Genomic DNA, 22601 nt, shown 5'->3' on the forward strand with positions numbered 1-22601 from the left:
TTTAAGCCTCCTTAAATTCCCTGATTAACTGTTGCTTTTGGGTGGATCGCATCAGTGTTTCACCCATTAAAATGGCATTGAAGTTGGCATCGGCCAGCAGTTTGACATCCTGTTGGGTCTGAATGCCACTTTCTGCGACCACCGGAATGTCTGCCGGGACTAAACGGCGTAGTTTCAAACTGTTATTAAAATCAACTTTGAAATCTTTAAGGTTGCGATTGTTGATACCGATAATTTTGGCATCACTTTGACGGGCCCGCTTTACTTCATCAGCAGTGTAGGCTTCCACAATTGCCTGCATGCCAAGGCTTTCAGCTAATTCCCGATAGTCACGTAATTGCTGATCGGATAAAATTGCCACAATCAGTAAGATGATGCCGGCGCCGTTGGCTTTTGCCTCATAAATCATGTAGGGATCAATTGTGAAATCCTTACGCAGGGTTGGTGCCGAAACAACTTGGCTGATTTCTCGCAAGTAATGCAGGTGGCCGTTGAAATAATCAGGCTCGGTTAGTACGGAAATGGCATCTACTCCGGCCTGATCGTATGCCTTGGCAATTTTCAAATAAGGAAAATCTGTAACGATCATCCCCTTGGAAGGCGAGCTTTTTTTGACTTCCGAGATGACGTGTAAGCTGGGATGCTTTAAAATTTCTAAAAAATCAGGTTTGGAGTCTGCTGGCATTGACGTGATCGTTTGCTTCAGCTCGGCTAATGATTGACGTCGTTTATGACGGACCAATCTGGCTTTGGTGACAGTTACTAATTCATCGAGAATCATGCCACCACATCCTGACGTTTCTTGGAGAAGGCTAACAGGTTCTTGAGTTCGTTGAGAGCCTTGCCGTTATCAATGGTTTTGGCTGCCAACTCAATGCCTTCCTGAATCGATAATTCCGGATGGGCCAAGTGAAGGGCAGCACCGGCATTCAATATTACAATGTCACGTTTAGGCCCCTTTTTGCCGGCTAAAATATCGTGGGTGATTTGGCCGTTTTCGTCAGGTGTCCCACCGACCAAATCGGCTCGTTGGCTCCGTTTTAAACCAAATTGTTCCGGCGTCAGGGTATACTTGGTGAGCTTTCCGTCACGAAGTTCAACTACGGCCGTCTCACCAGCGGTTGTCATTTCATCAAGACCGTCACGACCATGAATGACCATCGCGTTTTTAACGTCCAGCTTTTTCAGCACGTTAGCGAGTGGCTCAAGCAACTCTTCGTTGTAAACACCGAGTAATTGGCGGGTTGGGTGGGCTGGATTAGCCAGTGGGCCAAGAATGTTGAAGATAGTTCGAAAGCCCAGTTGTTTTCTGACCGGAGCGACGTACTTCATGGATTTGTGATATTCCTGGGCGAACAGGAAGGCCAAATTGTTCTTTTGAAGGCTTTCATAACTGACAGCCGGCGTTTCATTAATGTCTAAGCCCAATGCTTCAAGGACGTCGGCGGCACCGCTCTTGGATGAAGCGGCCCGGTTGCCGTGTTTGGCAACTTTAGTGCCGGTAGCGGCAACCACAATTGCACTGGTGGTTGAAATGTTGAAGGTGTTGGCATGATCACCGCCAGTTCCGACGATTTCCAGGACGTCTTTAGTTTCCGGAAAAGCCAAGGCGTGACTTCTCATTGAGGAAGCAGCACCGGCAATTTCATCAATGGTTGGGGTCTTAGCGGTTAACGCCGTTAAAAGACTGGCAGTTTCGATTTCCGAAGCTTCACCGTTCATGATTTCATCCAAAACAGCTTGGCTTTCTTCAAACGTTAGGTTTTCATGGTTAACGACTTTTTCAATGGCTTGTTTAATCATCATGCATTCCTCCAATTGGTTTATAAAATTAATTTAGATTGTGAGTTAACGACATTTTTGGTTGTCATTTGATGAGGGTTGCCATCGTTTGATTTCTTTGTTTTGGTTCATTTTCAAGACCTCCGGGAATATAAAAAAACCCGCCCATAACTTCTGTAAGTTAAGGACGGATTTTTCCGCGGTGCCACCTTAGTTCAATTAATTGGGTCTACTACAAATAGCAGTTGCTGATTTGTCTTCAATTCCCAATTAATCACGCTTAGCAAGGGACTAACATCCCTCCGACAACTGACGTATGCCTTGACGTTTCTCCGTACTCGAAAATCTTTCGGAAGAACCCTCAGTGGTCCATTTAATCATCTGCGTTCGATTGCACTCTCAGCATCGGCAACTCTCTTTGCGTGCACAATGATCTTGATCTCCACTTCATCGGTTTTTATGGGCGAATCATTAATTGTTAGTTTGTATATTAGAGGCTTTTCATCAAAAAGTCAATAATTTTAATAAAACTTTTTTTGGAAATCTTGGGTGGCTAACTTGAAACGGTTGGAAATCCGGGCAAGGAGCTTATCCACTAAGCCTTGATGCAGAGGCGTTGTTTAGATGGCTTCAAAAAACTAACGATTCAAAATGGCTGGCTTAATTTTTTTAAAATGTAGCGGAGTAATTCATAAGCCAACAAAAATGATAATTAGATTAAATTTTTCTGGCTTTTGGAGCGGGGAAGTGGTAAGACTGAGGTGAGTAAAAAAGGGGAATGGGAAGCGATTGAATGCAGCGTCAATTAAGACCAACTCAGGGTCAATTTAATCATCAGATTCAGGATGCACTACATAAGAAGCGCATTGATGAAATTAAGTTAATTGGGGATTTTGCGACCATTGCAAATTTCATCATGTACGTGTCGTATATTGGTGAAATCATCAGCAATTTAAATGGTAATCCGATTTCGCCGGTTCAACCATTATTTGCCGCACTCAACGCGACCTTGTGGGTTGGCTATGGCTGGTTAAAGCCTCAAAAGGATTGGCGGCTAATCATCGCCAGTTTGCCCGGTGTTGTTTTTGGTGTCTTAACGGCGATCACGGCGATGGTTTAATGGACATTTGAGGATCAAACTAAAAATTGAGAGATCAGACACAAATCAAAAGCGTCTCGGATAATTAGCATTTTAAGCTATTAATTATCCGGAACGCTTTTTAAGTTACGACTGGATTCCCATCGTTATGCTATAAACTCAGCAGTTTCAAATTTGTGATCAGCACACTGTCGACAATGACCAGCAGAGAGCCAAGGATGATTTTGACCATTTGATCTCAGTTTTTGTCCAAACAAGTTTTTTTATATTTCCTTATAGCTTTTCTAATCTATTCATAAAAAAGTCATAAAAAAATTCAAAGTATGAACACATTTACATGATAATGTTATGAAGTTATGTAAATTTTATGTATATATAGGGAAGGGGTTTCAGTTTTGAAATTAAAGTATTTTTTTCTCTTAGGGATGTCAATGGTTATTATGTTGTTTGGATCTTGCAAAATTGTGAATGCAGATAGTGCAAATACAATAGATCTTCAGGGACATGTTATAATCCAAAATGAGGCTAGAATGCTAACGTCGGCATTAAGTGACGATGATATGACGAGTCTGCAAAAGTTAACATTGCAGGAGAATTCCCGTTATTCTACTCATACTGATGGCGATTACACGATATTAGATGAAAAATTAGATGATAGTGGGGCTGTCGTAACTTCATCTGTTGGAAGCACCACTACTTCAAATGACAAATTTACTTTAAAAGTTGATAAAGACAATCCAGTAATTGTCTTTAAAAACAAACTAGGCAATGTGCTTCAATCTATTAACTTAACGCAACAACAATTACAAAGTAAACAAGGTGATTTCACAGTTACATTAGACCTAATGGAGTTAATCAATAAAATGGAAACAAATGAATCTGATATGGCTTCCGGTCAAGACAATGGAGATGGCGACACAGTTTATCAAACTGCTAGTTTAGGTCAAAAAGATGGGCATAAATATAAAGCTGGGGTTCGGGTTCAATGTAATGATTTTAATGGAGAGTTTAATTATTCACATAAGTATTATAGCCGCCGTTCGGGTGCTATGAGTGCAGCAAAAGCAGCATTAAACTTTCAAGGAAGTGACTGTGATAACAACGATTCTACTTATGGTTGTGAAATGAGTGGAAATACAAAGTGTAAGGGGCTGACAACTAACAAAAATTGCTCTGCGTTTAAAGGTGGCTTACCACACATTAACTGGTCACACAGGCTTTGGTGGAGAGTCTAACGTAATAACTTAGCGGTTTTAAAGGTAACGACTTTAAAACTGCTTTTTGGTTTAATTATTATTAATTTTTAGCCTTTATGGCATATTCCAAAAAGTTAAAAATGATACAACTTGCATGAGTAACGACAACGTAAATACTACAATTAAAAACGCATCTGGTTTTTTGTGTTGAAATAATAAAACAATAATCCAAACTAGTGAGATAATAAAAAATGGAAAACTTACAATTGACAATATATTCACACTCCTTTATATTTATTTTGTATAATAAGCTGAAAAGTATACAAATAAAACCGTTTAAAAGACAAGTTAATAAATTCTTAACCCTAACCTCTTGCGCTAGTTAAGAATTACCATTGGCTAAATTGAAGCCGTAAGGTCCTTGCTCTCACGCTCTTCATTGTATGAACGAAAAGCTGGCCTCAATTGTTGGTGGAACCCCAGTCAGGGTTTGTGAACTAGTTGCTCAAAATGAAAACTACGTGTAAAAGATGAAAAGGTCGTTTCATTTCGTTTCTGGTAACGCTTTAAGAGCCGCGTCTGTTGCACTAATTCCCTTGATGGCAAATTACATCGACAATATAATCCCGTTTGCCCTTAAGTCACACTGCTGTGGCTGGCTTAAATATCCTAGATTACCTAAAGCCACTAAAGTGATAGATACTTTATTTGTCCACAATAAATTCTTATTCTACACGGATATTTGGGAATTAAACTAGGGCCTGGTCTTAAAACAAACTTTTTAACTAAAATTCCGGTATAATCTGGGTAAAAACCGGAAATGAGGACCCAACGCATGACTACTTCCCCATTAGCCACTAATCGACACGCTATCTCTGATGAAAAGTGGTAACGGATCGAAAAGCTCTAACCACTGGTCGACCTTTAAGTAACCGGACGGCTTTAAATGCCGTGCTTTGGCAACTCAAGGTCGGCTCACCCTGGCGAGACTTGCCCGCCGAGTTTGGTTCTTGGGAGACCGTTTATAGTTGTTTCCGGAAGTGGACGGATAGTGGCCTCTTCGAGCTTGTTATAAACTCAGCAGTTTCAAATTCGTGATCAGCACACTGCCGACAATGACCAGCAGAGAGCCAAGGATGATTTTGACCATTTGATCGCGGGTTTTGCGTTCGTGCAGAATATAAATGCCACCAAACGTGCCGACAACAATTCCCAATTGAGAAAGCGTCGTGGCCGTTGCTTGACCGATAGCTGGATTGGCGGTTGAAATGAACATAAACAGATTTCCGATAGCCCAGTTAATTCCTGTGACAAAGTTTTTCAAAGTTGGAATGGCAATTAGTTTGGTTTCGTGAAGAATAAAGGTGCCGATGAGTGCTGAACCGATGATTTGACCAATGGCTTGAGGCGTCACAATTGCCGTCATATAGTTAATGCCGTGATTGGCATTATGGACGGTTTGACTGATGTACCCCACCTTTACCAGTAGGTTGGGAAAGACAAAGTAAAGCATGAAGCCAATCGTTGATAAAAACAGAGCAAATAATCCCTGCATGTAAGTACTTGGACGTTTTTTAGTGATTTTCTTGTCAGCTTTTGACCGAGCCGCCGTTAGAAGTGCCCCCACGGTTACCAAAGCGATTGAAATTGCACCAAAAAACCACATACTTAAGGTCGTCCATTCACCTAACACCGCGGCAGCCATCAAGGCGTTGGTAATGATTTGACCGGCTGTTGAAAGCGGAAAAGCTTCTGAAACGCCCATCCGTTTATAAGCGAAAAATTGGCCAACCGTGCCAACTGACCAGAACAGACCGGAAAATAGGCCAACAACCCAAATCCGGCCATCCACCACAATGCCATTGGGAAGCACGAAGAAAAGGTAGACGCCCAATGCTAAGATTAATGCCCCACAGGATTCACCAAAGGTTTGTTGGGCAGCCGAGCCGCCCATCTTGGTGCCAATGATACCGGTAGCGCCCCAAGTGATTGGTGGAATGAGTGCAAATAGTAAACTGATGCTCATCGTGTTCCTCCATTTTTTAGTCGTTTTGGCTAATTTAGTTCTAACAGAGAAATTATATCATATGACTGATTTGGTAGTGCCGAAATTTGATTTTAATTGAGAACTCTTTAAAAAACAATTATCTGGTTGCACATACGTAGTCGATTAGGACTATAATAACGCTAACTAACGCAACGTTAAGATGATGTTCTAATACGAGGAGGTTTTTAAATGAAGTTGACAATTTCTTTAGCTCAGCTCAATCTCTATTTTGGTGATCCGGACAAGAACTTTGCGCAAATTGAGCCGGCGGTTAAGCAAGCGGCCGAACAACATGCAGATATCGTTGTTTTCCCGGAAATGTGGAATACTGGTTATGATTTGACCAGATTTGCCAAGATTGCGGATCCTAATGGTCAACGCACCCAGACATTACTGGCCAAACTGGCTAAGAAGTACCAACTCATTGTGCATGGTGGCTCGGTGGCAACCGCCCATGACGGTGCCTACTATAATACCACTTACATTTTTGGCACGGCGGGGCAATTGCTGACGAGTTACCAAAAGGTTCATTTATTTGGTTTGATGCGTGAAGATCAATACTTGGCGGCCGGACATGAAGAAGACCATTTCCAAATTAAAGGAGTCGACGCCACCAGTGTGATCTGTTACGACATCCGCTTTCCGGAATGGCTACGGACGTTGAGTCTGGATAACAGTCGGCTGATCTTTGTACCGGCAGAATGGCCGACCAGTCGAATTCCACAATGGCGCCGATTGTTGGCCGCACGGGCAATTGAAAATCAAAGTTTTGTGGTGGCCGTAAACCGGGTTGGTAGTGATCCGGATAATCAATTTGGTGGCCACTCCGGTGTTTACAATCCATTGGGAGATGAATTACTGACTCTGGATGATCAACCGCAATTAAAAACAATCACGATTGAGACAACAGAAACCGATGATGCGCGAGGATTCATGCCAGTATTTGCGGACCGGCGGCCTGAACTTTACCGATAAAAACGGAAACCGAAATCAGCTTGATGGCTGCTTTCCGGTTTCCGTTTTTAGTTCGCGATTTTTGGTGATTACAGCTCGTTAACAATAATCACGCGACCGTCATGTTTTTCTTCAAGTAACTGATGGCCCTTAACAAAGCCATCCCGTGAAAATGGTAGTTTATAACCGATTTTGATGGTTAATTTGCCATCCCGCATGAGATCGACCACGGCTTGCAAGGCTTCACGATCGGTCATCTCGTTGGTTGGCCGAATATGAACGAAGTTAACCGGCTTATCGGAAATTGGTGACGTATGGGCAACACTGGCAATCGTGCCGTTAGGTTTCACCATGGCCAAATCGTCTTCGGTACCGGCACCGTTCATCGCGCTGTTGATCACTACGTCGGCTTGATCAGCCAAAACGGTTGCCGGATCACTTTGATCGTAGGCGACAAACTGACTGGCACCAATTGACTTAACGAAGTCCGCATTGTGACTGGATGCAATCCCGATTACATTGGCGCCCAAGTCGGTTGCAATTTGAACCGCAATCGAGCCAACGCCACCAGACGCCCCTTTAACGACAACGGTTTGGCCGGCTTTAACATTACCGAAAAAGGTCACTGCTTTATAGGCCGTTAGCCCTGGCGTAATAATACCGGCAGCCTTGGTTGGCGGTATCCCATCGGGTAACTTCACGGTAGCATCAAGATCAGCCAATACAAATTCTGCATAGCCGTGCTCGGTATGGGTCAATACCAGATCGCCTTCTGAAAAGCCACTGACGCGTTTACCAACAGTCACGACTTCACCGACCACGTCTCGACCGGGAATCAGTGGGCCGCTGATGCCACCGTAACCACCTGCCCGTTCAGCCCGTTCGCGATTGTTAAGGCCGATGGCAATAGTGCGAACCAATAACTGATTGGCTGACGGAGATGGGGTAGGAATATCGTAGGCCTGAAAGACCTCAGGTGCGCCGTGGTGCTCATATCCAAATGCTTTCATAAAAAACCGCCTCCCTATAACTCGTTGATAACGTGGTTATTGTAAGCGGAAACGGTTAATTAAAGCAAGCAAGTTGCCTTTCAAATTAAGGCTGATACAACTACTTCGATTGTTTGAGTTCAATGTCTTGAGAAGCGTGGTTTCTCATTAAGAAGGCGGCTCCCAATGCGCCGAGAATCACGAGGATGCCGGAAGTAACAGCTACGGCAGCCATCCCATTATCATAGGCCCTGATGACAATTTGCTGGAGCGCATGGGCAAACGGGGCTTTTTCAATCCGACTTGAAAAGGCAATACTGTGACCCGAAAACGGACCGGCATTGATCAGGGCTTCTTTGATTCCGTTAAGTGCCTGAGTAGGCATCTTTAAGGCAGGTAGGTGGGTGTTAAGGTGGTTTTCAAATTGGGCATCTTGAATCAGCCCTAGACCAACGACGCCAACGGTTGTCCCAAACTGCCGAAAGACATTTAGCAAGCCGGAGACCATGCCCATTTCATTAGGCAAAGCCCCTTCCATTCCGGCCGTGTTTAACAGAGGGTTGACCATCCCATTGGCAATTCCCATCAACACCATCCCTGGCCATAGTTCAACGAAACTGATCGTTGGACTGATCGCATGCGCCATGGCAAAGAAGCCAAGACCGCCAACAAGTAAGCTAATGACAATCATCCATTTTTTGGAATAACGGGCACTGAGAATGCCGGCAACGGGGCCTAAAACTAGGGACCAGGCACTAATTGTCAGCTGCCTTACCCCGGTTTGAACAGCCGAATACCCGATGTAGTTTTGCATCAGAGCCGTCAGGAAGGCGTTATAAGCATAAATACCGGCGCCAAGCGCGAAAGCAACCGCAATTGTTCCGAGAAAATGGGGGCGTCTGAACATCTGAATATCCATCATGGGATCGGTCACTTTTAATTCAATCAGCACAAAGCCGGCCATCACAATCATTCCGCCGATTAGCAGCCCGCTAACCCGGATATCAAGCCATGACCAGTGTGGGTGGCTTTCTTTAATAATTAAGCCGTAAATAATAGCAAATAAACCAACTGCCGATAGCAGCATGCCCAGTAAATCGATGCGGTGATTCTTTCCATAGCTTGGCGTTTCAGCGACATAAAAAATGGTAAGAATGACAGCAATAATGCCAAATGGCACGTTTACATAAAAAATAGCCGGCCAACCAAAGTGTTCGACCAGATAGCCACCGATTAGTGGACCGGAAGCGGATGAAACACCGATGATGGACCCCAGGATGCCAAGTGCCAAGCCACGTTTTCGACCTTCAAAGTTGGAGGCCACCAGTGCCATGGATAGTGACATCATCCCGGCGCCACCAATTGCCTGTACGCCCCGGCCGATATCTAAAATCAGCAGAGTCGGGGCCATTCCGTTGATAGCGGAGGCAATCACAAATAATACCAACGAGCCTAAAAAGACCTTCTTTCGGCCATACATATCGCCTAGCTTTGACATGATCATTAGCGTGACCGCGTAAACTAGTGTGTAGGCGTTCAACACCCACTGTAGATCGGTGAAAGTGGTATTGAACCCACGGGCCATGGTTGGCAGCGCCACGTTCACGACAGTCACATCAAGTAACCCCATAAAAACGCCGAGACCCATGGCGAGCAAGGCAATCCATTGTTTTAAACTACTTTGTTTGTTCATTTGAGTAACGCTTCCTATCCTGATTAATTTTTTGACGACAATTTTTAAGCCAGTTAAGCTTTGCATGACAAATTGAAAGGCTCAGGTCCAGTGATCGAATAGCCCAGCGAAGATCGTCACGGTTGGTAGTGGATTGAGTGAGTTTGGTCTGCAGGTGCCGGTAAACTTCCTGGTAGGAATTGAGGTCGCTTTGTTCGGCGGCTTCGTAATCGGTTAAAATTTGTTCCTGAGTGTCAAAATCAATGCCGGCCATTCCCCGGAATTTGAACCGAAAAATAGATTCACGCTTGGCATCGCGGGTTACCGAGGCTGCCATTAACTGTTGAAATCGGGTAAAACCAGCGGCCGTCAGGTGAGCAAACTTCTTATTTCTGGCAGTGTCAGGGGCTTTCAAAAAAACGATAAATCCTTGGTCAGCCAACTTTTTCAACAAGGGATACATTACCCCGTTGGAAATTTCTCGGCGGGGGACCAGACTACTCTCCAAAATGGTTCGCAATTTGTAGCCAGACATATCTTGGGAGGTCAGTACGCCCAAAATTAATAATTCGTACAAGAGATTTTCCTTATTTCTACTTTAAAATAGCTTACTTATCATAGGTCGTTTCGACGTATAATGCAAGGATTTTTTCACAAGCTTGTTTAATTTATTTGAAGCTGGATGCCTATTATAACAGTTGTTGAAAGAAAAACGCTTTCAACTTATTATTCGAGGTTCACAAAGTCCTGCCATTAATGAATAAAAAAGCCGAAGACAAATTTGTCTTCAGCCTGTTTGATGATCGGAGTTAAATGAATTTTTTATGACAATGACCCATTTTGATTTTTAAGGTTGATCAAGCCTTGGGTTGGAGTAGGTTGGGGTTAATGATAATTCTAGCGATTTCATCCGCCGTGATTTCATCATTTCCTTCCAACCACTTTTTGAGGATGCCAATGCTGCCATTGACAAAGTAGGTGAAGTAATATTCCTGAACGGTTTGGTTAGTGACGTCAAATTGTTCGGCAAAGTCTTTGAGAAACAATTCGTGAGCCTCATCAAAAATCTGTTGAATGACCCGATCCTCCCGTTTGGCATCCAAAATGATTTTCATGGCAATTTGATTATCCTCAATCACCGATACCAGCCGGCGGCCCCATTCGTATAAGTCGTCTCTTGGTCGGACCTTTAGTAAGGGGATTACTTGGTTGGAAATATCTTTTTCGATGGCTTCGAATAAATCACCGGGACTTTCAAAATGCAGATAAAAAGTGCCTCGATTGACGTTGGCTTCCCTGCAAATTTCGGTGATGGTCACTTTGGCAAGTGGTTCGCGGGTCAAAATCGTGAGCAGGGCGTTTTTGAGTAGCTGAATTGTATATTTTGTGCGGCGATTATTTTTTGTTCCGACCATTGGTTAAACATCCTCCATGTTGAGTGTTCATTTGATAACATTTTTGAATTTTTTAATGATTGAGTTACTAATTTACCTATATTATACTAAATCACGTACTTTTAAATCAACACAGTATTCATTTAATACCACAGCGTATAGAAAATGTTTCGAAAGGACTGAATATAGAATCATGAAGGGGTTATTATCAAAAGCCGGGTCTTTAATCTATAACCATTCAAAGTTGACACTCGTAATAATCGCGGTGTTAACAGTGATCTTTGGTTTGGGGCTACCCCAAATTCAAATGAACACCGGTAACAGTATGTTTGTCAGTTCCGGCTCAAAAATTGCCAAGGATTCTGTGACTTACCAAAAGCAATTCGGCAACGACGTTTTTATTGTCGATCTTCATCAACCTAATGGCGAATCTACCGTTAATCCGACGACCTTCAAAAAGGTTAAACAATTTGCCGATAAAGCCAATCAAATCAAAGGGATTAAGTCGACAACCGACGTTTCAAGTGTTTTAAACGGCGAACTTCACGCTTCATCGGCGGGTAACATGCTGGGAAGTTCATCGCAATCAGGCACTCAATCGGCGATGATGGCGCAGTTGTCGAGTCGCCAAAAGAAACAGCTTCAAAATCAAATGACTAAATCGTTAACGGCTAGTCAGCAAAAGCGCTTATCAGCGTACACGCTATCGATTTTGACCAATACGCAAAAAATGAAAATGGCTCAAGCTAGTCAGTCATCTAAAGGAAGCACCACGCAAAGCAGCACTGCCCTGACTAAATTACTGCAACCAAAGCAGCAGGCAGTGGTGCAGGCCTATACGCAAAAACTACTCACAGCTTCTCAAAAACAGGCAGTCGCGGCCACAATGCTGAAAATGCTGCCGGATGTTCAGAACATGAACGCTGGTCTGTTGAAGCAATTGATATATTTCGATAATGGCCGAGTCCCAAGTGCAATGGCTCAGTTATTGCCTCAAAATGGTCGTCATCTCTTGATTTCGCTGACGACAACGGCGAATACGGATATGAACATGAACAACACGCAATATAAGAAAATTAAGCACCTGTTAAAAGATGCCGGCTTGACAACTGGTCATTACCGGGCAAGCGTTGCCGGTTCACCCGCAATTGCCGGGACGGTTGGAAAACAAATGACCAACAGTATGACGATCATGTTATTAGCCGCGGTTGTGATCATGGTGATTATTCTGTTACTTGTCTTTCCGGTTCGACGCCGATTGTTCCCGTTACTGTTTGTTTTGGTTGGGATGGTCTGGACGTTTGGCATTATGGGCTGGCTGGGAATTGAAATTACTATGGCCACAATGGCGACGTTGCCAATCCTGATTGGACTGGGAACCGATTTTGGGGTTCAGTTCTTGAATCGTTACGAAGAGGAATACAAGAAGAATCACCAAGATTCACGGGCAGCAGTTACCACAACGGCTGCTCATTCCGGAATGGCCGTGGGCATCGCATCGGTTGTGATGATTCTAAGCTTCTTGATGATGTTGATTTCAAAGGCCCCAATGCTGAAATTCTTCGGGGTGACGTTGGCAATTGGTGTCTTAATGGGATACGTTGTTGAGTTTTCATTGACCTTTGCGCTGGTTTCCATCCTGGATCAGCGGAAGAACTTTAGGCAGACAGCTAAGCTCAACAAAAATAAGTCTTGGTTGAATAATGTCCTTGCCAATTATTCAAAATGGATTATGAAGCATGCCGGCGTGATTACTGTCGTGGGCGTGTTACTTGGTATTGCCGGGTTCTTCTTTGAAAGTCAGATTTCAATTGAGACTGATTTGACCAAGATGATCCCGCAGAGTTTGCCGGCACTAAAAGCCAATAAGAAAATCATTAAAGAGGTCGGCTCAACAACTAATCTGACTTACTTGGTTAAATCCGACGATGTTCGAAGCAAGGATAACTTAGCGGCGATTAACCAGTTTGGTCAACAAGTTAAGTCAAAATATTCAAAAGATGTTTTAGACGTGACTTCTTTGCCGGAGACATTAAGCGGCTCACAAAATAAGTTATCGCAAACCAAGCTCAATCAGCAGGTTGACGCAATTCCAAGTGTGGTCCAACAAACACTTGTTAGCAAGAATCACCAGTATTCGGCGATTACGTTTAAGATTGACCCGGATCTTAAATCAGATCAGGCACTGAAGCTCATGAACCGGATTACCAAAGATGCTAAAAATGTGAGTGGTGACGTCACCATTAGTCCGGCTGGTTCAACCGGGATGATGCTGAAAGGAATTAATAACATGACGGCCAACCATGGGCTGATTATCATTGCTGGTTTATTGACAATTTTTGTGGTACTACTACTGGTTTATCGTCATTTCCACTACGCAATTTATCCGTTATTACCAATCATTATTGTGTTGGGGCTCTCGCCAATGACGTTAAAACTACTGGGGATCAGCTATAATCCGTTGACCATTTCGTTAAGCTCATTGATCTTGGGAATTGGCACCGAATTTACCATTCTGGTTCTGGAACGCTATATCGAGGAACGCCGAAAGGGTCAAGAAAATGAAGGTGCGATTGAAACGGCACTGGGATCGGTTGGTCAAGCCATCACAGTTTCCGGCTTGACAGTCATTGGCGGCTTTATCACCCTGACCTTCGTTAACTTTCCGGTCTTGCAATCGTTTGGATTTATTACGGTACTGGATACGGCTTACGCGCTCATCAGTACCCTGACGATTTTGCCAGCGATTATCTATCTGTTGCGGCCTAGGAAGCCAAAATCGGACCAAAAACCAACTAAGAATTAACTAACATTAATAACTTAAAAACGCCTACCGGGACAACTAATCTCGGTGGGCGTTTTTGCGTGGTAGATCAACGATTCATAAAGCGATAAATTAAATATAAAACCAAAGCGACAATCAGCGCAATTCCAATCATCGGCTGTTCATTAAAGATCACGTGAATAAAGTGCACGGTGTGAAAACCGTGAAGGCCGACCGGGAAAAAATTAAAAAGATTCATCGAAAGCCCTTCTTTCTAGTATACTAATTGATGTAGCGCTGGATTTGGGTTGAAATTGTAAATTATCAATTGTGTCATCACTCATTCTGCTCTATTCTAATAATAAGCTAAATTTTGCTTCAGGAGGGAAATATGACAATTGATGCCTCTTCTATTTTTAACGCGGTCGTCATTATCAACGCGATCTTTGCCGTGTTAACAGTCTTTCGAGAAAAACGGGATATTGCGGCTATCTGGGCTTGGTTGCTGGTATTGGTTTTTTTACCACTGGTCGGATTTATTGCCTACGCCTTTTTAGGGCGCAAACTGCCCAAAAACCGGTTATTTAAATTACATAAGCACGTTCAAATGCAACTGGATGAGCGACTCCAGGAACAACGCAGCCAATTAGGCCATGCCGATAAGACACCCGCTGATGATGTGGTGCGGCGCAACCGAAATGCCGTGGATATGTTTATGACCACCGACTCGGCATTCTTGGCACGACAAAATAAAGTCCACATTTTTACAAATGGGAACGACTTGTTTCATCGGGTCATTGAGGATATTGAAAGTGCCAAAAAAAGTATCCATATTGAATTTTACACGTTTTATAATGATCGGATTGGCAATGAGATTCGTGATTTACTGGTGATGAAGGCTAAACAAGGTGTTGAAGTCCGAGTGATTTACGATTCTTGGGGGTCGATGGGGACAACTCGTAAATTTTTCCAACCGTTAAACGATGCCGGCGGTCACGCTTATCCATTCTTGAATACCCGTTCAGTTCTCCTGGATTTTCGAATCAACTTTCGTGATCATAGAAAGATTATCGTGGTTGATGGAAAAATTGGCTATACCGGTGGTTTTAACATTGGCGATCAATATTTAGGCCGCAAGAAAAAGTTTGGCCCATGGCGGGATACCCACATTCGAATTATTGGCTCGGGGGTTTTCGGCTTGCAGGCTCGCTTTATTCTGGACTGGAATGCCACTAGTACACGTGGTCAGATTAATGAAGAAGCGGTCCAGCCAAAGTACTTTCCGGTAACCACCACGAAGGGCAACGTCAACATGCAAATTGTGTCCAGTGGCCCGGATTCCGATCTGCAACAGATCAAAATGGGTTACATCAAATTAATTACCATGGCAACCAAGTATTGCTGGATCCAGTCTCCGTATTTGATTCCCGACGATAGTGTTTTAGACGCTTTAAGAATTGCGGCCATGTCCGGTGTGGATGTTCGCATCATGATTCCAAGTATGCCGGACCATCCCTTTGTTTACCGGGCCACTCAATACTATGCTCGTCAACTGGCTGAAGAGGGCGTCAAGATTTACTATTACGGGAAGGGCTTCATGCATGCCAAAACGATGGTAATTGACGATGAGATTGCCTCAGTGGGCTCAGCCAATTTGGATTATCGGAGCTTTAAATTAAACTTTGAAATCAACTCGTTTATTTATGATGAAAAATTTGCGACGGCCATGCGCGAGATCTATTTAAATGACATCTCAGTTAGTCAGCTGCAAACACCGGCCATGTTTAACCAGCAATCCCTCTGGTTGAAGTTCAAACAAACTTTTAGCCGTTTGTTATCACCGATTCTTTAGGGAAAATGATGAGCCAAATTGTTTGTCAGTAATGGTCCGATTCGCTTATAATAAAGTTGAAAGGTGAAGTGACTAATCACCTGTTTGACAAACGAGGGATAAGGCCAAGAATTAGGTAAGGCGCTAGGTCAGCGTGCCTAGATCCGAGTAGTTTGCCGATGACAACAGAGATATTTAACGTAACACAATACCCGACCAGCTAAGTTGGTCAATGATTGGTCCGATACCTTTCAGCGATTACCATCTCGAAAAGCGAGTCGTCATCTTATTTGGATGATGGCGCGCTTTTTGTGAGTGAAAAATGTGTTGTGAGGCCGGGATTAAGAACAGTGGGTTTTAAATGCAGGTGTTTGTAATAATGTGTTGGACGGGTTTTCCTTTGATCCTTTTTAAAATGCCAGCAGCTTCAAATCGATCAATTCGACGTTGTAAGTCGCGTTTGTGAAATTTTTGGGGTGCGTCAGCGTATAGAAATTCTTTTAATTCAGTATCTTTAATGCCGGTTTCATCACGATCACTGAATAATTTAGATTGAGCAAAAATATAGAGAATAGTTTGGTCAATCGGATCACTAAATTGGGCGTTAATTTTTTGAGCAGTCTTCTCGAGCTGGACCGACAATTGAGATAAACTTTCAATGACGTCTTGCTGGCCTTGAGAAATAATTGCTAAAAGTTTGGTGATGAATAAAGTCGCATCGGCTCTATTTTCAACATCATCCGTCTGTTTAAAAATTTTGTAATAAGCGCTTTGGTTAGCGTGAATCGCACTGGAAATGCAGAGCCCGGTATATGGGTCTAGTTTTGAAGCTAAATAAGCGGAAAGTAGGTATCTTCCCATTCGGCCATTGCCGTCATAGAATGGGTGGGTGTTCTCGAACATGAAATGGGTGACTAGTGATTTAGGAATATCGAGAACAGTTTCATCATTCATAAAGTTAATTAATGGCATAAGTTTTTGTTGGATTTCACGTTCGTTGACAGGTGGATTGTGGATCTTTTGGCTCTCAGTGCCAATATAAACGGCTTTGTTTCGAAATAAATGACCATCTGGCTGTTTGGACTCAGGAATTTCGCCGCGAAGCAGGTCATCGTAAATCTTTCGAAAATCTTCAAGCGTCTGGATTTGGTAAGTTTTGCCACTCAATGTTATGTTATATAGCCTAATAGCCGATTCTAACCGTCGTGTCGATTTTTTCTTCGTATTTAACTCGCTAATAATAGTCCCGATTTGTTTTCGGCTTGTTTTAACGCCTTCAATTTCATTCGTAAAATAAATTTCGGCGGTTAACAATTTGCGGGTATAACTGTGTTTTGCGACGCCGGGTAAGGGATGGGCAAGCTTGATAATTTTTTTTGAATTTCGGTTGACTTGGTTTATTAAGGTGTTAATTTCGTTAGTTTGGATGAAGAATAACGGAAAAGTTGATAGTTGTTCGAATTCGTGATGGTCTAAAACCGGGAACAGGTTAGTCACAACGGTTGAGTAACCCGTCAAACGCCGTTGATATTCTTGGTTGATTTCGTCCAAGCTTTTTGAAGGCCCACTTCCATTATATTTAAAAATTGAGAGTAACTGATAAGTCATTTCAAAAGCCTCCAGTCTTTTAGGTAATTCTTACTATATCACATCGTATTTGGTCAAAACAGCTAATTATTAGTTTGTCTTCTGCTTTTAGCAAATTTATTTGAGAAAAAGAGCTATTTGATGAAATACAAAGTGAATGTTCGATATATATTTTGACAAAACGGTCTTTTGTTAAAATATAAAAGTATTTCTTGTGTGATATTTTAACAAAAAGCCGTTTTGTTAAAATATCACCTTAATTTTGCACTAACATTTCAGCAAACAGCTTCCTTGGCGAAATATCAGGACCAAACTGAAACGCTTTTTGATCAAATGATCTTAATTTCCCAGTGGCCTGCTACGCTTAACAATTACGAATTACTATGGGTGTGACATGTTATAATAATGACGTTAAATATTGGTAAGTGCAGGCGTAACCAAAACCAACAGTGCCGTTGATGTGAAAGGATCATGATGGCTTCAATCGTTTATTTAATCTTAATGAGCTTAGTGGCTGGTGTTCTTACGGGGATTGTCGGCATGGCGTCTTTAACCTTGTACCCAGTGTTATTGTCGGTGGGAGTGATGCCGATTACGGCCAACGCCACAATTACCGTTGCTCAAGTAGGAGCCGGATTGGGAACTGTTTCAGCTTCGTTAAAAGAGTTACGGCATCACTGGAAACAGGCAGGTCAGATTGCGCTTTTAGATACCGTTGGTGGGGCATTTGGCGCCCTGATTTTAATCCACAGTTCAAACGCTGGCTTTCAAAAGTTGGTACCAATTTTCATTTTATTGGCCGGAATCTTGATCTTAATACCTAAAAGACAGTCTAGTCAGGCTGCCGAAAATAAGTGGGCAACGCGGCTCAGTTGGTTGGGTGTCTTTTTAGTGGGCATTTACACCGGTTACTTTGGGGCAGCTGCTGGTTTACTGATGATCGCGGTACTTTCCAAACTGGTGGATGAAAACTATGCTATTTATAATGCGATGCGCAATTTTGCATCATTTTGTAACAATGTGGTGGCGGCCGGGATGTTTATTGTCAGACTGCCAATCGATTGGGCGGTCATAATCCCGTTATTGTTGGGCCTCTCAGTCGGCGGCTACATTGGACCGATTATTGTGCGTTATATTCCGTCAAAAGTAATCGAATTGGCGGTTGGTATTTTTGCCCTGGGTCTCTCGGTGATCTTGGGGTATCAGGCTTATCTATGAAAAACTGGTTTGACTTTCTCTAAATTACTTGAGAAAACCAAACCAGTTTTTTATTTTTATCGAAAACGCAAAGTTTGATTCAACTTACCTGATTCCAAACCGTACCAAAGTTGATACTTTCCGGCTGTCATACTTGAAGTTGGTTGATAGTCAATCGTTGGGGTTGGTTTACGGGAGTTTAATTTGCCATAAACAAAATAGTTTGCTCTTTTAATCGGCATTAAGTCATAGATTGTTCGATAATGTAAACTTTTTAACGAATAGGTTCTATTGACCAGGGTTTGGTAATAGAAAAGGTGCTTTTGTAGAAACTGCACAATTAACCTTGTCTTGGTAGATCCCATTAAAATAAGGTCACCAGCTCGATCGGCTTTGGTGATGGTCCAGTGATTATTAAGCTTCTGATGGTATTGATTAGCTGTTCGAGTTAAGGTGTGATTATTAGGTGTGCCATAATCCATTGCAACTCCCACGCTCAATAACCATAGCAGCAAAATGATGGTTGAACTCACCCAGAAACTTTTTTTCATGCTATCTCTCCCATACATGTGAGTTAGAGTAGGTTTCAATAAATTTAAAGTGATTTTTTCAGTAGTAGTCGTATTCCATTATGAAAATTACCCATTGCCGTTTAAATTAATCAGATTATCTATCAACAAGTCGTTAATATTAATTTGTAACATCGATACTATTTATTTGTCAATGTTTTCAGTAGTCATTGATTAATTAGTCAACCTCATTTAGCAAAGTCAGAGTTTTATTTTTGAATGTTAAGGGGGCTTGACAATCTCTAAGAAATTACCGGAATTTATTCATTGCTATTTTGTTGTCAAGCTGTTAAAAGAAACCCGATTTAACTTTCTCCATAATTATTTGAGAAAATTAAATCGGTTTTTCATTTTTATATAGGGTTAACGTGGAATTTTTAAAGTGGTTTATCACGTGAATTAATCACTACATCGGCAATGAGAACAATGGCAACAACTAATAGTGCTAGCAGCCAGTTAACCTGAATTCCAAGAGCCAGATTGGGAGTTGTTAGATTAATTAGCGTTGAGCCAATTGCTGTACCACTGGCAATGGCAATGTTTTGCGTCATTCTTTGTAGCGACCCAATAGCTCCTTGATTGTTTAAAGAGCCTGACTGCATAATAGCTGCAATGTTGGCTGGTTGGAAGTAACCACCGCCGATTCCGAATAAGAACAGACAACCCGTAATGATAATAGCCGGCCAGTTTGTCCTTACTAGGAGCAAGCTTGTAAAAGCAATGCTAATAATTAGAAGTCCCAAAAGACTGAATTTTTGGTTTTTGGTTCCGTCGTTTCGATTGCCAGAAATTCTGGAAAAGATGACTAATCCTGCTGGAGCACCAAGAACTAACAGACCAGTTGTCCCGACGCCTATGTGCAGTATCTTTTCAAAAAGAAATGGTGGGATCAAAAAGATAACGGCAGATGTAAACCCAAAAATAATGGTTTGTGCTAAAAATAACCAGATCTTAGGTGATTTAGAAAATTCTCGAAAGTTAATGAGGGGATGAGTAGATTTCGATTCAAAAATGTAGAATAGAAATCCGCAAAGCACGCCACCGATAATGAAAATTAACGCTGATCTGAAATTTGTTTTTTGACTAAGAAGCGAAAAACCAGTTAGCAAAAAGATGATCATAAAAGCATTAATAATACTACCTAAAAAGTCGAAACGTCTATTTTCTGAATTTTCATTAACCTGGTTAATCAATAATTGATTACAAATTGCTCCTAGAATTGCAAACGGAACGTTGATCCAGAAAATTAGCCGCCAAACATTCATAGCTAAAAAAAATCCGCCAATTGACGGGCCTAAGATGGGTCCTAATCCGATCATGATTCCTAATATCCCCAGTGCACTTGAAATTTGGTCACTATCCATGAGCGTTGTGATTAGAGCAGCCGAGGTTGATTGAAGAGCTGCAGCACCAATTCCTTGAATAATTCGAAAGACAATTAAACTTAAAATGTTTGTGGCGATTCCACATAAAATCGACCCAAGTCCAAATATTAATAATCCGATAAAAGAAACTTTGAGTTTACCAATTCGGTCGCTCAGATATCCCAAAGGTAAAATCAGAACGGCTAAACTAGTTGTGTACCCAACGACGCTCAGGGCAGTTGTACTAGTGGAAGTGTGAAACTCATGCTGTAGAAATGGGAGTGCAACATTGATGATCCCGGTATCTAATGTTGAAAGTAACATTCCCATCCCAGCAACTATAAGAATTAATCGATTCTTTACCTGATTAGTCATGATACCTTCTCCTGATTAGTGGCAGGTTGGAAAAATAACTGTACTCCTTGACATCTAAAAGGAATAGAACCATTTTGAAGTACATATCCAACGGCTGTAACTGGGATGTACTTGTCATTTCGAAATAGGTAGGCATAATTTGGAGCACATGCCCTCATTGTTGCTAAAACATCATGTAGTGAAGAATTGGCAGTTATGGATCTATCGTTCATTGAGGGGTTCCCAAAATATTGCCGCAAACTTTTATCTTGAGGTTGGGCAGATAATGTTCCTGAAATAATTGACTGTAGTACGTTTTCTAATAATTTCAAGGATTTATCAAATAATTTGTTTCGGATTTCTGGTGACGTCTCACCTCCTGTTAGATGCACAGGGAGTTGGGCTACAATCTTTCCTCCATCAATTTCAGGGGCGACTTCGATGCAGGAAACACCACTGTTGTGTTCACCGTTTTTAGCCATCCAAAAGAACGGTGCAAGTCCAGCATAGCGTGGTAAAGGACTCGGATGGAAATTCAAAGCTTCGTATTTAGGTAAAACAATAAGATTTTTTCGAAGAATTTTCTGATAATTTGCAATAATAATGTAATCTGGAGAAAAAGTCTTAAGCTTAGCCACAAAGTCGGTTGATTTTATGTTTGTTGGGCGAAAAACAGGAATGCTTTTTGACTTGGCAAATTCTTCTAGATCCACTGGATTTGGTTCACCCACATAATATGAACATAATTTACCAGCGGGTGTTGTTACAAATGCAACAATTTCAAAATGTGGATCTTTAACAATTCTTTTAAAAAAAGGCATGCCAAATTTTGAGTTCACCTCAGAAAAGAAAATAATTTTAAATTTCTTCATCGTTTGTCCACCACTTTCCTGATTTAATCTCTGTTGCCCAAGTTAAAGTATCGAAATAAACATAACCTGGCTGTACGGGAATTCTAATTGCACCAGGGAGCTTATCTAATCCAGTAATTGCTTGACCTAATCTCTCGGCTAAAACTCCTTCAGCAATTGGAGGACATGCAGCAAAAATCGGCATTCGTTTTAAATCTATAAACCATTTATCAAGAGTTTGCTTAGAAGGATAATTTGGCATATGTGGGATAATACGCTCCATAAGTCGATGAATAACTTTAGGGGATAACTTTGAATCTGGATTAATTCCGTATACATCTTCTATATGCATAGAATCTTTAGTGTATTTAAAGATGTAAGTACCGTGTGCAACTGTAGGAACTTTTAATATAAATTTGGCCTTATTAGAATTTCTAAATGCTTGATGCAGTGCATAGCGGTTAGCAATTTGATAAAAATCCATTTGGTCAAGAATATAATCACAATCCTCTACAAAATCTGTAGCTGTCTTTGTCGTAATACCTTCCGGATAAACCGCAATGTTAACATCATGATTTAGGCTATAAGTCATTTCAGCAACAACTTCGGCTTTATTTTTACCGAGATGTTTCAAATCGGCCCCCATTTGACGATTCATATTTGAAATATCAAATGAATCTGGGTCCGCTAACTTTAGGTTTCTGACTCCCATACGAACTAATCGTTGAGCAAGCTGACCACCAATTCCACCAGTACCTGCAATTCCGATTACTGCATTCTTTAACTTATTTTGACGTTTATGTTGCTCTTCTGTGGAGTTTCCAAGCCATCCTAAACTTCTGTTTACTCGTTCCCAATACATTACTTCATTTTCCTTAGCGGTGTACACTAAATGCTCTTTATCATGAATCATATGAAATGATCTCCTTTGAATTATTGTAATTTCATGAT

At 41.8% G+C, this 22601-nt stretch carries 19 protein-coding genes and 2 pseudogenes; 7 read left to right on the forward strand and 14 right to left on the reverse strand.

What is annotated here, in order from left to right; translation table 11 throughout:
* Position 1: 1 nt before the first annotated feature.
* Together trpC and trpD are read right to left on the reverse strand one after the other, a co-directional pair.
* Positions 2–781, reverse strand: a complete 780-nt coding sequence (gene trpC, locus ED605_RS07525) for an indole-3-glycerol phosphate synthase TrpC (RefSeq protein ID WP_121978269.1) — start codon at positions 779–781, stop codon at positions 2–4.
* Positions 778–1803 carry an anthranilate phosphoribosyltransferase gene (gene trpD / locus ED605_RS07530; protein ID WP_121978270.1) on the reverse strand — a complete coding sequence of 342 codons (1026 nt, stop codon included), beginning with the start codon at positions 1801–1803 and terminating at the stop codon, positions 778–780. Before trpD ends, trpC begins: the two co-directional genes overlap by 4 nt.
* 772 nt (positions 1804–2575) lie before the next feature.
* Between trpD and ED605_RS07540 the strand changes: the two genes are divergently transcribed.
* Positions 2576–2902, forward strand: a complete 327-nt coding sequence (locus ED605_RS07540; protein WP_121978272.1) for a SemiSWEET family transporter — start codon at positions 2576–2578, stop codon at positions 2900–2902.
* Positions 2903–3276: 374 nt separating this feature from the next.
* Positions 3277–4116 (forward strand): hypothetical protein, encoded by an 840-nt coding sequence (locus ED605_RS07545; protein ID WP_121978273.1) that lies wholly within the window; start codon positions 3277–3279, stop codon positions 4114–4116.
* Positions 4117–4459: 343 nt separating this feature from the next.
* Here ED605_RS07545 and ED605_RS15060 read toward each other — a convergent pair.
* Positions 4460–4768 (reverse strand): annotated as a pseudogene (locus ED605_RS15060) (IS982 family transposase); the annotation flags it as partial.
* A 221-nt stretch (positions 4769–4989) separates the two neighbouring features.
* Between ED605_RS15060 and ED605_RS07550 the strand changes: the two are divergent.
* Positions 4990–5148: pseudogene (locus ED605_RS07550) on the forward strand (transposase); the annotation flags it as partial.
* On the opposite strand, the gene ED605_RS07555 reads toward ED605_RS07550, so the two are convergent.
* Complete coding sequence (locus ED605_RS07555; protein WP_121978275.1) at positions 5147–6103, reverse strand: GRP family sugar transporter; 957 nt, start codon at positions 6101–6103, stop codon at positions 5147–5149. The pseudogene ED605_RS07550 and the gene ED605_RS07555 overlap by 2 nt on opposite strands.
* Positions 6104–6313: 210 nt before the next feature.
* On the opposite strand from ED605_RS07555, the gene ED605_RS07560 reads away from it, so the two are divergent.
* Positions 6314–7099: a carbon-nitrogen family hydrolase gene (locus tag ED605_RS07560; RefSeq protein ID WP_121978276.1), complete on the forward strand. Its 786-nt coding sequence runs from the start codon at positions 6314–6316 to the stop codon at positions 7097–7099.
* A 68-nt stretch (positions 7100–7167) separates the two neighbouring features.
* Here ED605_RS07560 and ED605_RS07565 read toward each other — a convergent pair whose 3' ends face one another.
* The 4 genes from ED605_RS07565 to ED605_RS07580 all read right to left on the reverse strand — a co-directional run bounded on the left by ED605_RS07565 (position 7168) and on the right by ED605_RS07580 (position 11154).
* Complete coding sequence (locus ED605_RS07565) at positions 7168–8088, reverse strand: NADP-dependent oxidoreductase (protein WP_121978277.1); 921 nt, start codon at positions 8086–8088, stop codon at positions 7168–7170.
* A 100-nt stretch (positions 8089–8188) separates the two neighbouring features.
* Entirely contained in the window at positions 8189–9760 is a 1572-nt protein-coding gene (locus ED605_RS07570) for an MFS transporter (RefSeq protein WP_121978278.1), read from the reverse strand.
* Positions 9744–10316 carry a PadR family transcriptional regulator gene (locus ED605_RS07575; RefSeq protein WP_225419083.1) on the reverse strand — a complete coding sequence of 191 codons (573 nt, stop codon included), beginning with the start codon at positions 10314–10316 and terminating at the stop codon, positions 9744–9746. The genes ED605_RS07570 and ED605_RS07575 overlap by 17 nt, the downstream gene beginning before the upstream one ends.
* A 280-nt stretch (positions 10317–10596) precedes the next feature.
* Positions 10597–11154, reverse strand: a complete 558-nt coding sequence (locus ED605_RS07580; RefSeq protein ID WP_121978279.1) for a TetR/AcrR family transcriptional regulator — start codon at positions 11152–11154, stop codon at positions 10597–10599.
* A gap of 172 nt (positions 11155–11326) precedes the next feature.
* Here ED605_RS07580 and ED605_RS07585 point away from each other — a divergent pair, with 172 nt between their 5' ends.
* The gene (locus tag ED605_RS07585; RefSeq protein ID WP_121978280.1) at positions 11327–13939 is read left to right on the forward strand and encodes an efflux RND transporter permease subunit; all 2613 of its coding nucleotides are present in this window, start codon (positions 11327–11329) and stop codon (positions 13937–13939) included.
* Between the two features lie 67 nt (positions 13940–14006).
* Here the strand turns inward: ED605_RS07585 and ED605_RS14600 are convergent, their stop codons facing one another.
* Entirely contained in the window at positions 14007–14156 is a 150-nt protein-coding gene (locus ED605_RS14600) for a hypothetical protein (RefSeq protein WP_162919769.1), read from the reverse strand.
* 132 nt (positions 14157–14288) lie between these two features.
* On the opposite strand from ED605_RS14600, the gene cls reads away from it, so the two are divergent.
* A complete protein-coding gene (gene cls, locus ED605_RS07590; protein WP_121978281.1) occupies positions 14289–15749 on the forward strand; it encodes a cardiolipin synthase in 1461 nt (486 codons plus the stop codon).
* Between the two features lie 336 nt (positions 15750–16085).
* On the opposite strand, the gene ED605_RS07595 is transcribed toward cls, so the two are convergent.
* Positions 16086–17336, reverse strand: a complete 1251-nt coding sequence (locus tag ED605_RS07595; RefSeq protein WP_121978282.1) for a Fic family protein — start codon at positions 17334–17336, stop codon at positions 16086–16088.
* A gap of 453 nt (positions 17337–17789) precedes the next feature.
* On the opposite strand from ED605_RS07595, the gene ED605_RS07600 reads away from it, so the two are divergent.
* On the forward strand, positions 17790–18533 hold the full coding sequence (locus ED605_RS07600; RefSeq protein WP_121978283.1) for a sulfite exporter TauE/SafE family protein: 744 nt from the start codon (positions 17790–17792) through the stop codon (positions 18531–18533).
* 56 nt (positions 18534–18589) lie between these two features.
* Here the strand turns inward: ED605_RS07600 and ED605_RS07605 are convergent, their stop codons facing one another.
* From ED605_RS07605 to ED605_RS07620, 4 genes are all read right to left on the reverse strand, one after another.
* The gene (locus ED605_RS07605; protein ID WP_121978284.1) at positions 18590–19063 is read right to left on the reverse strand and encodes a hypothetical protein; all 474 of its coding nucleotides are present in this window, start codon (positions 19061–19063) and stop codon (positions 18590–18592) included.
* A gap of 395 nt (positions 19064–19458) precedes the next feature.
* A complete protein-coding gene (locus ED605_RS07610; protein ID WP_121978285.1) occupies positions 19459–20820 on the reverse strand; it encodes an MFS transporter in 1362 nt (453 codons plus the stop codon).
* Positions 20817–21671: a methionyl-tRNA formyltransferase gene (locus ED605_RS07615; protein ID WP_121978286.1), complete on the reverse strand. Its 855-nt coding sequence runs from the start codon at positions 21669–21671 to the stop codon at positions 20817–20819. Before ED605_RS07615 ends, ED605_RS07610 begins: the two co-directional genes overlap by 4 nt.
* Positions 21658–22563, reverse strand: a complete 906-nt coding sequence (locus ED605_RS07620; RefSeq protein WP_121978287.1) for a ThiF family adenylyltransferase — start codon at positions 22561–22563, stop codon at positions 21658–21660. Before ED605_RS07620 ends, ED605_RS07615 begins: the two co-directional genes overlap by 14 nt.
* Positions 22564–22601 lie beyond the last annotated feature (38 nt).

The sequence above is a fragment of the Lentilactobacillus raoultii genome (assembly GCF_900411375.1).
In the GTDB taxonomy this organism is placed as follows: Bacteria; Bacillota; Bacilli; order Lactobacillales; family Lactobacillaceae; genus Lentilactobacillus; species Lentilactobacillus raoultii.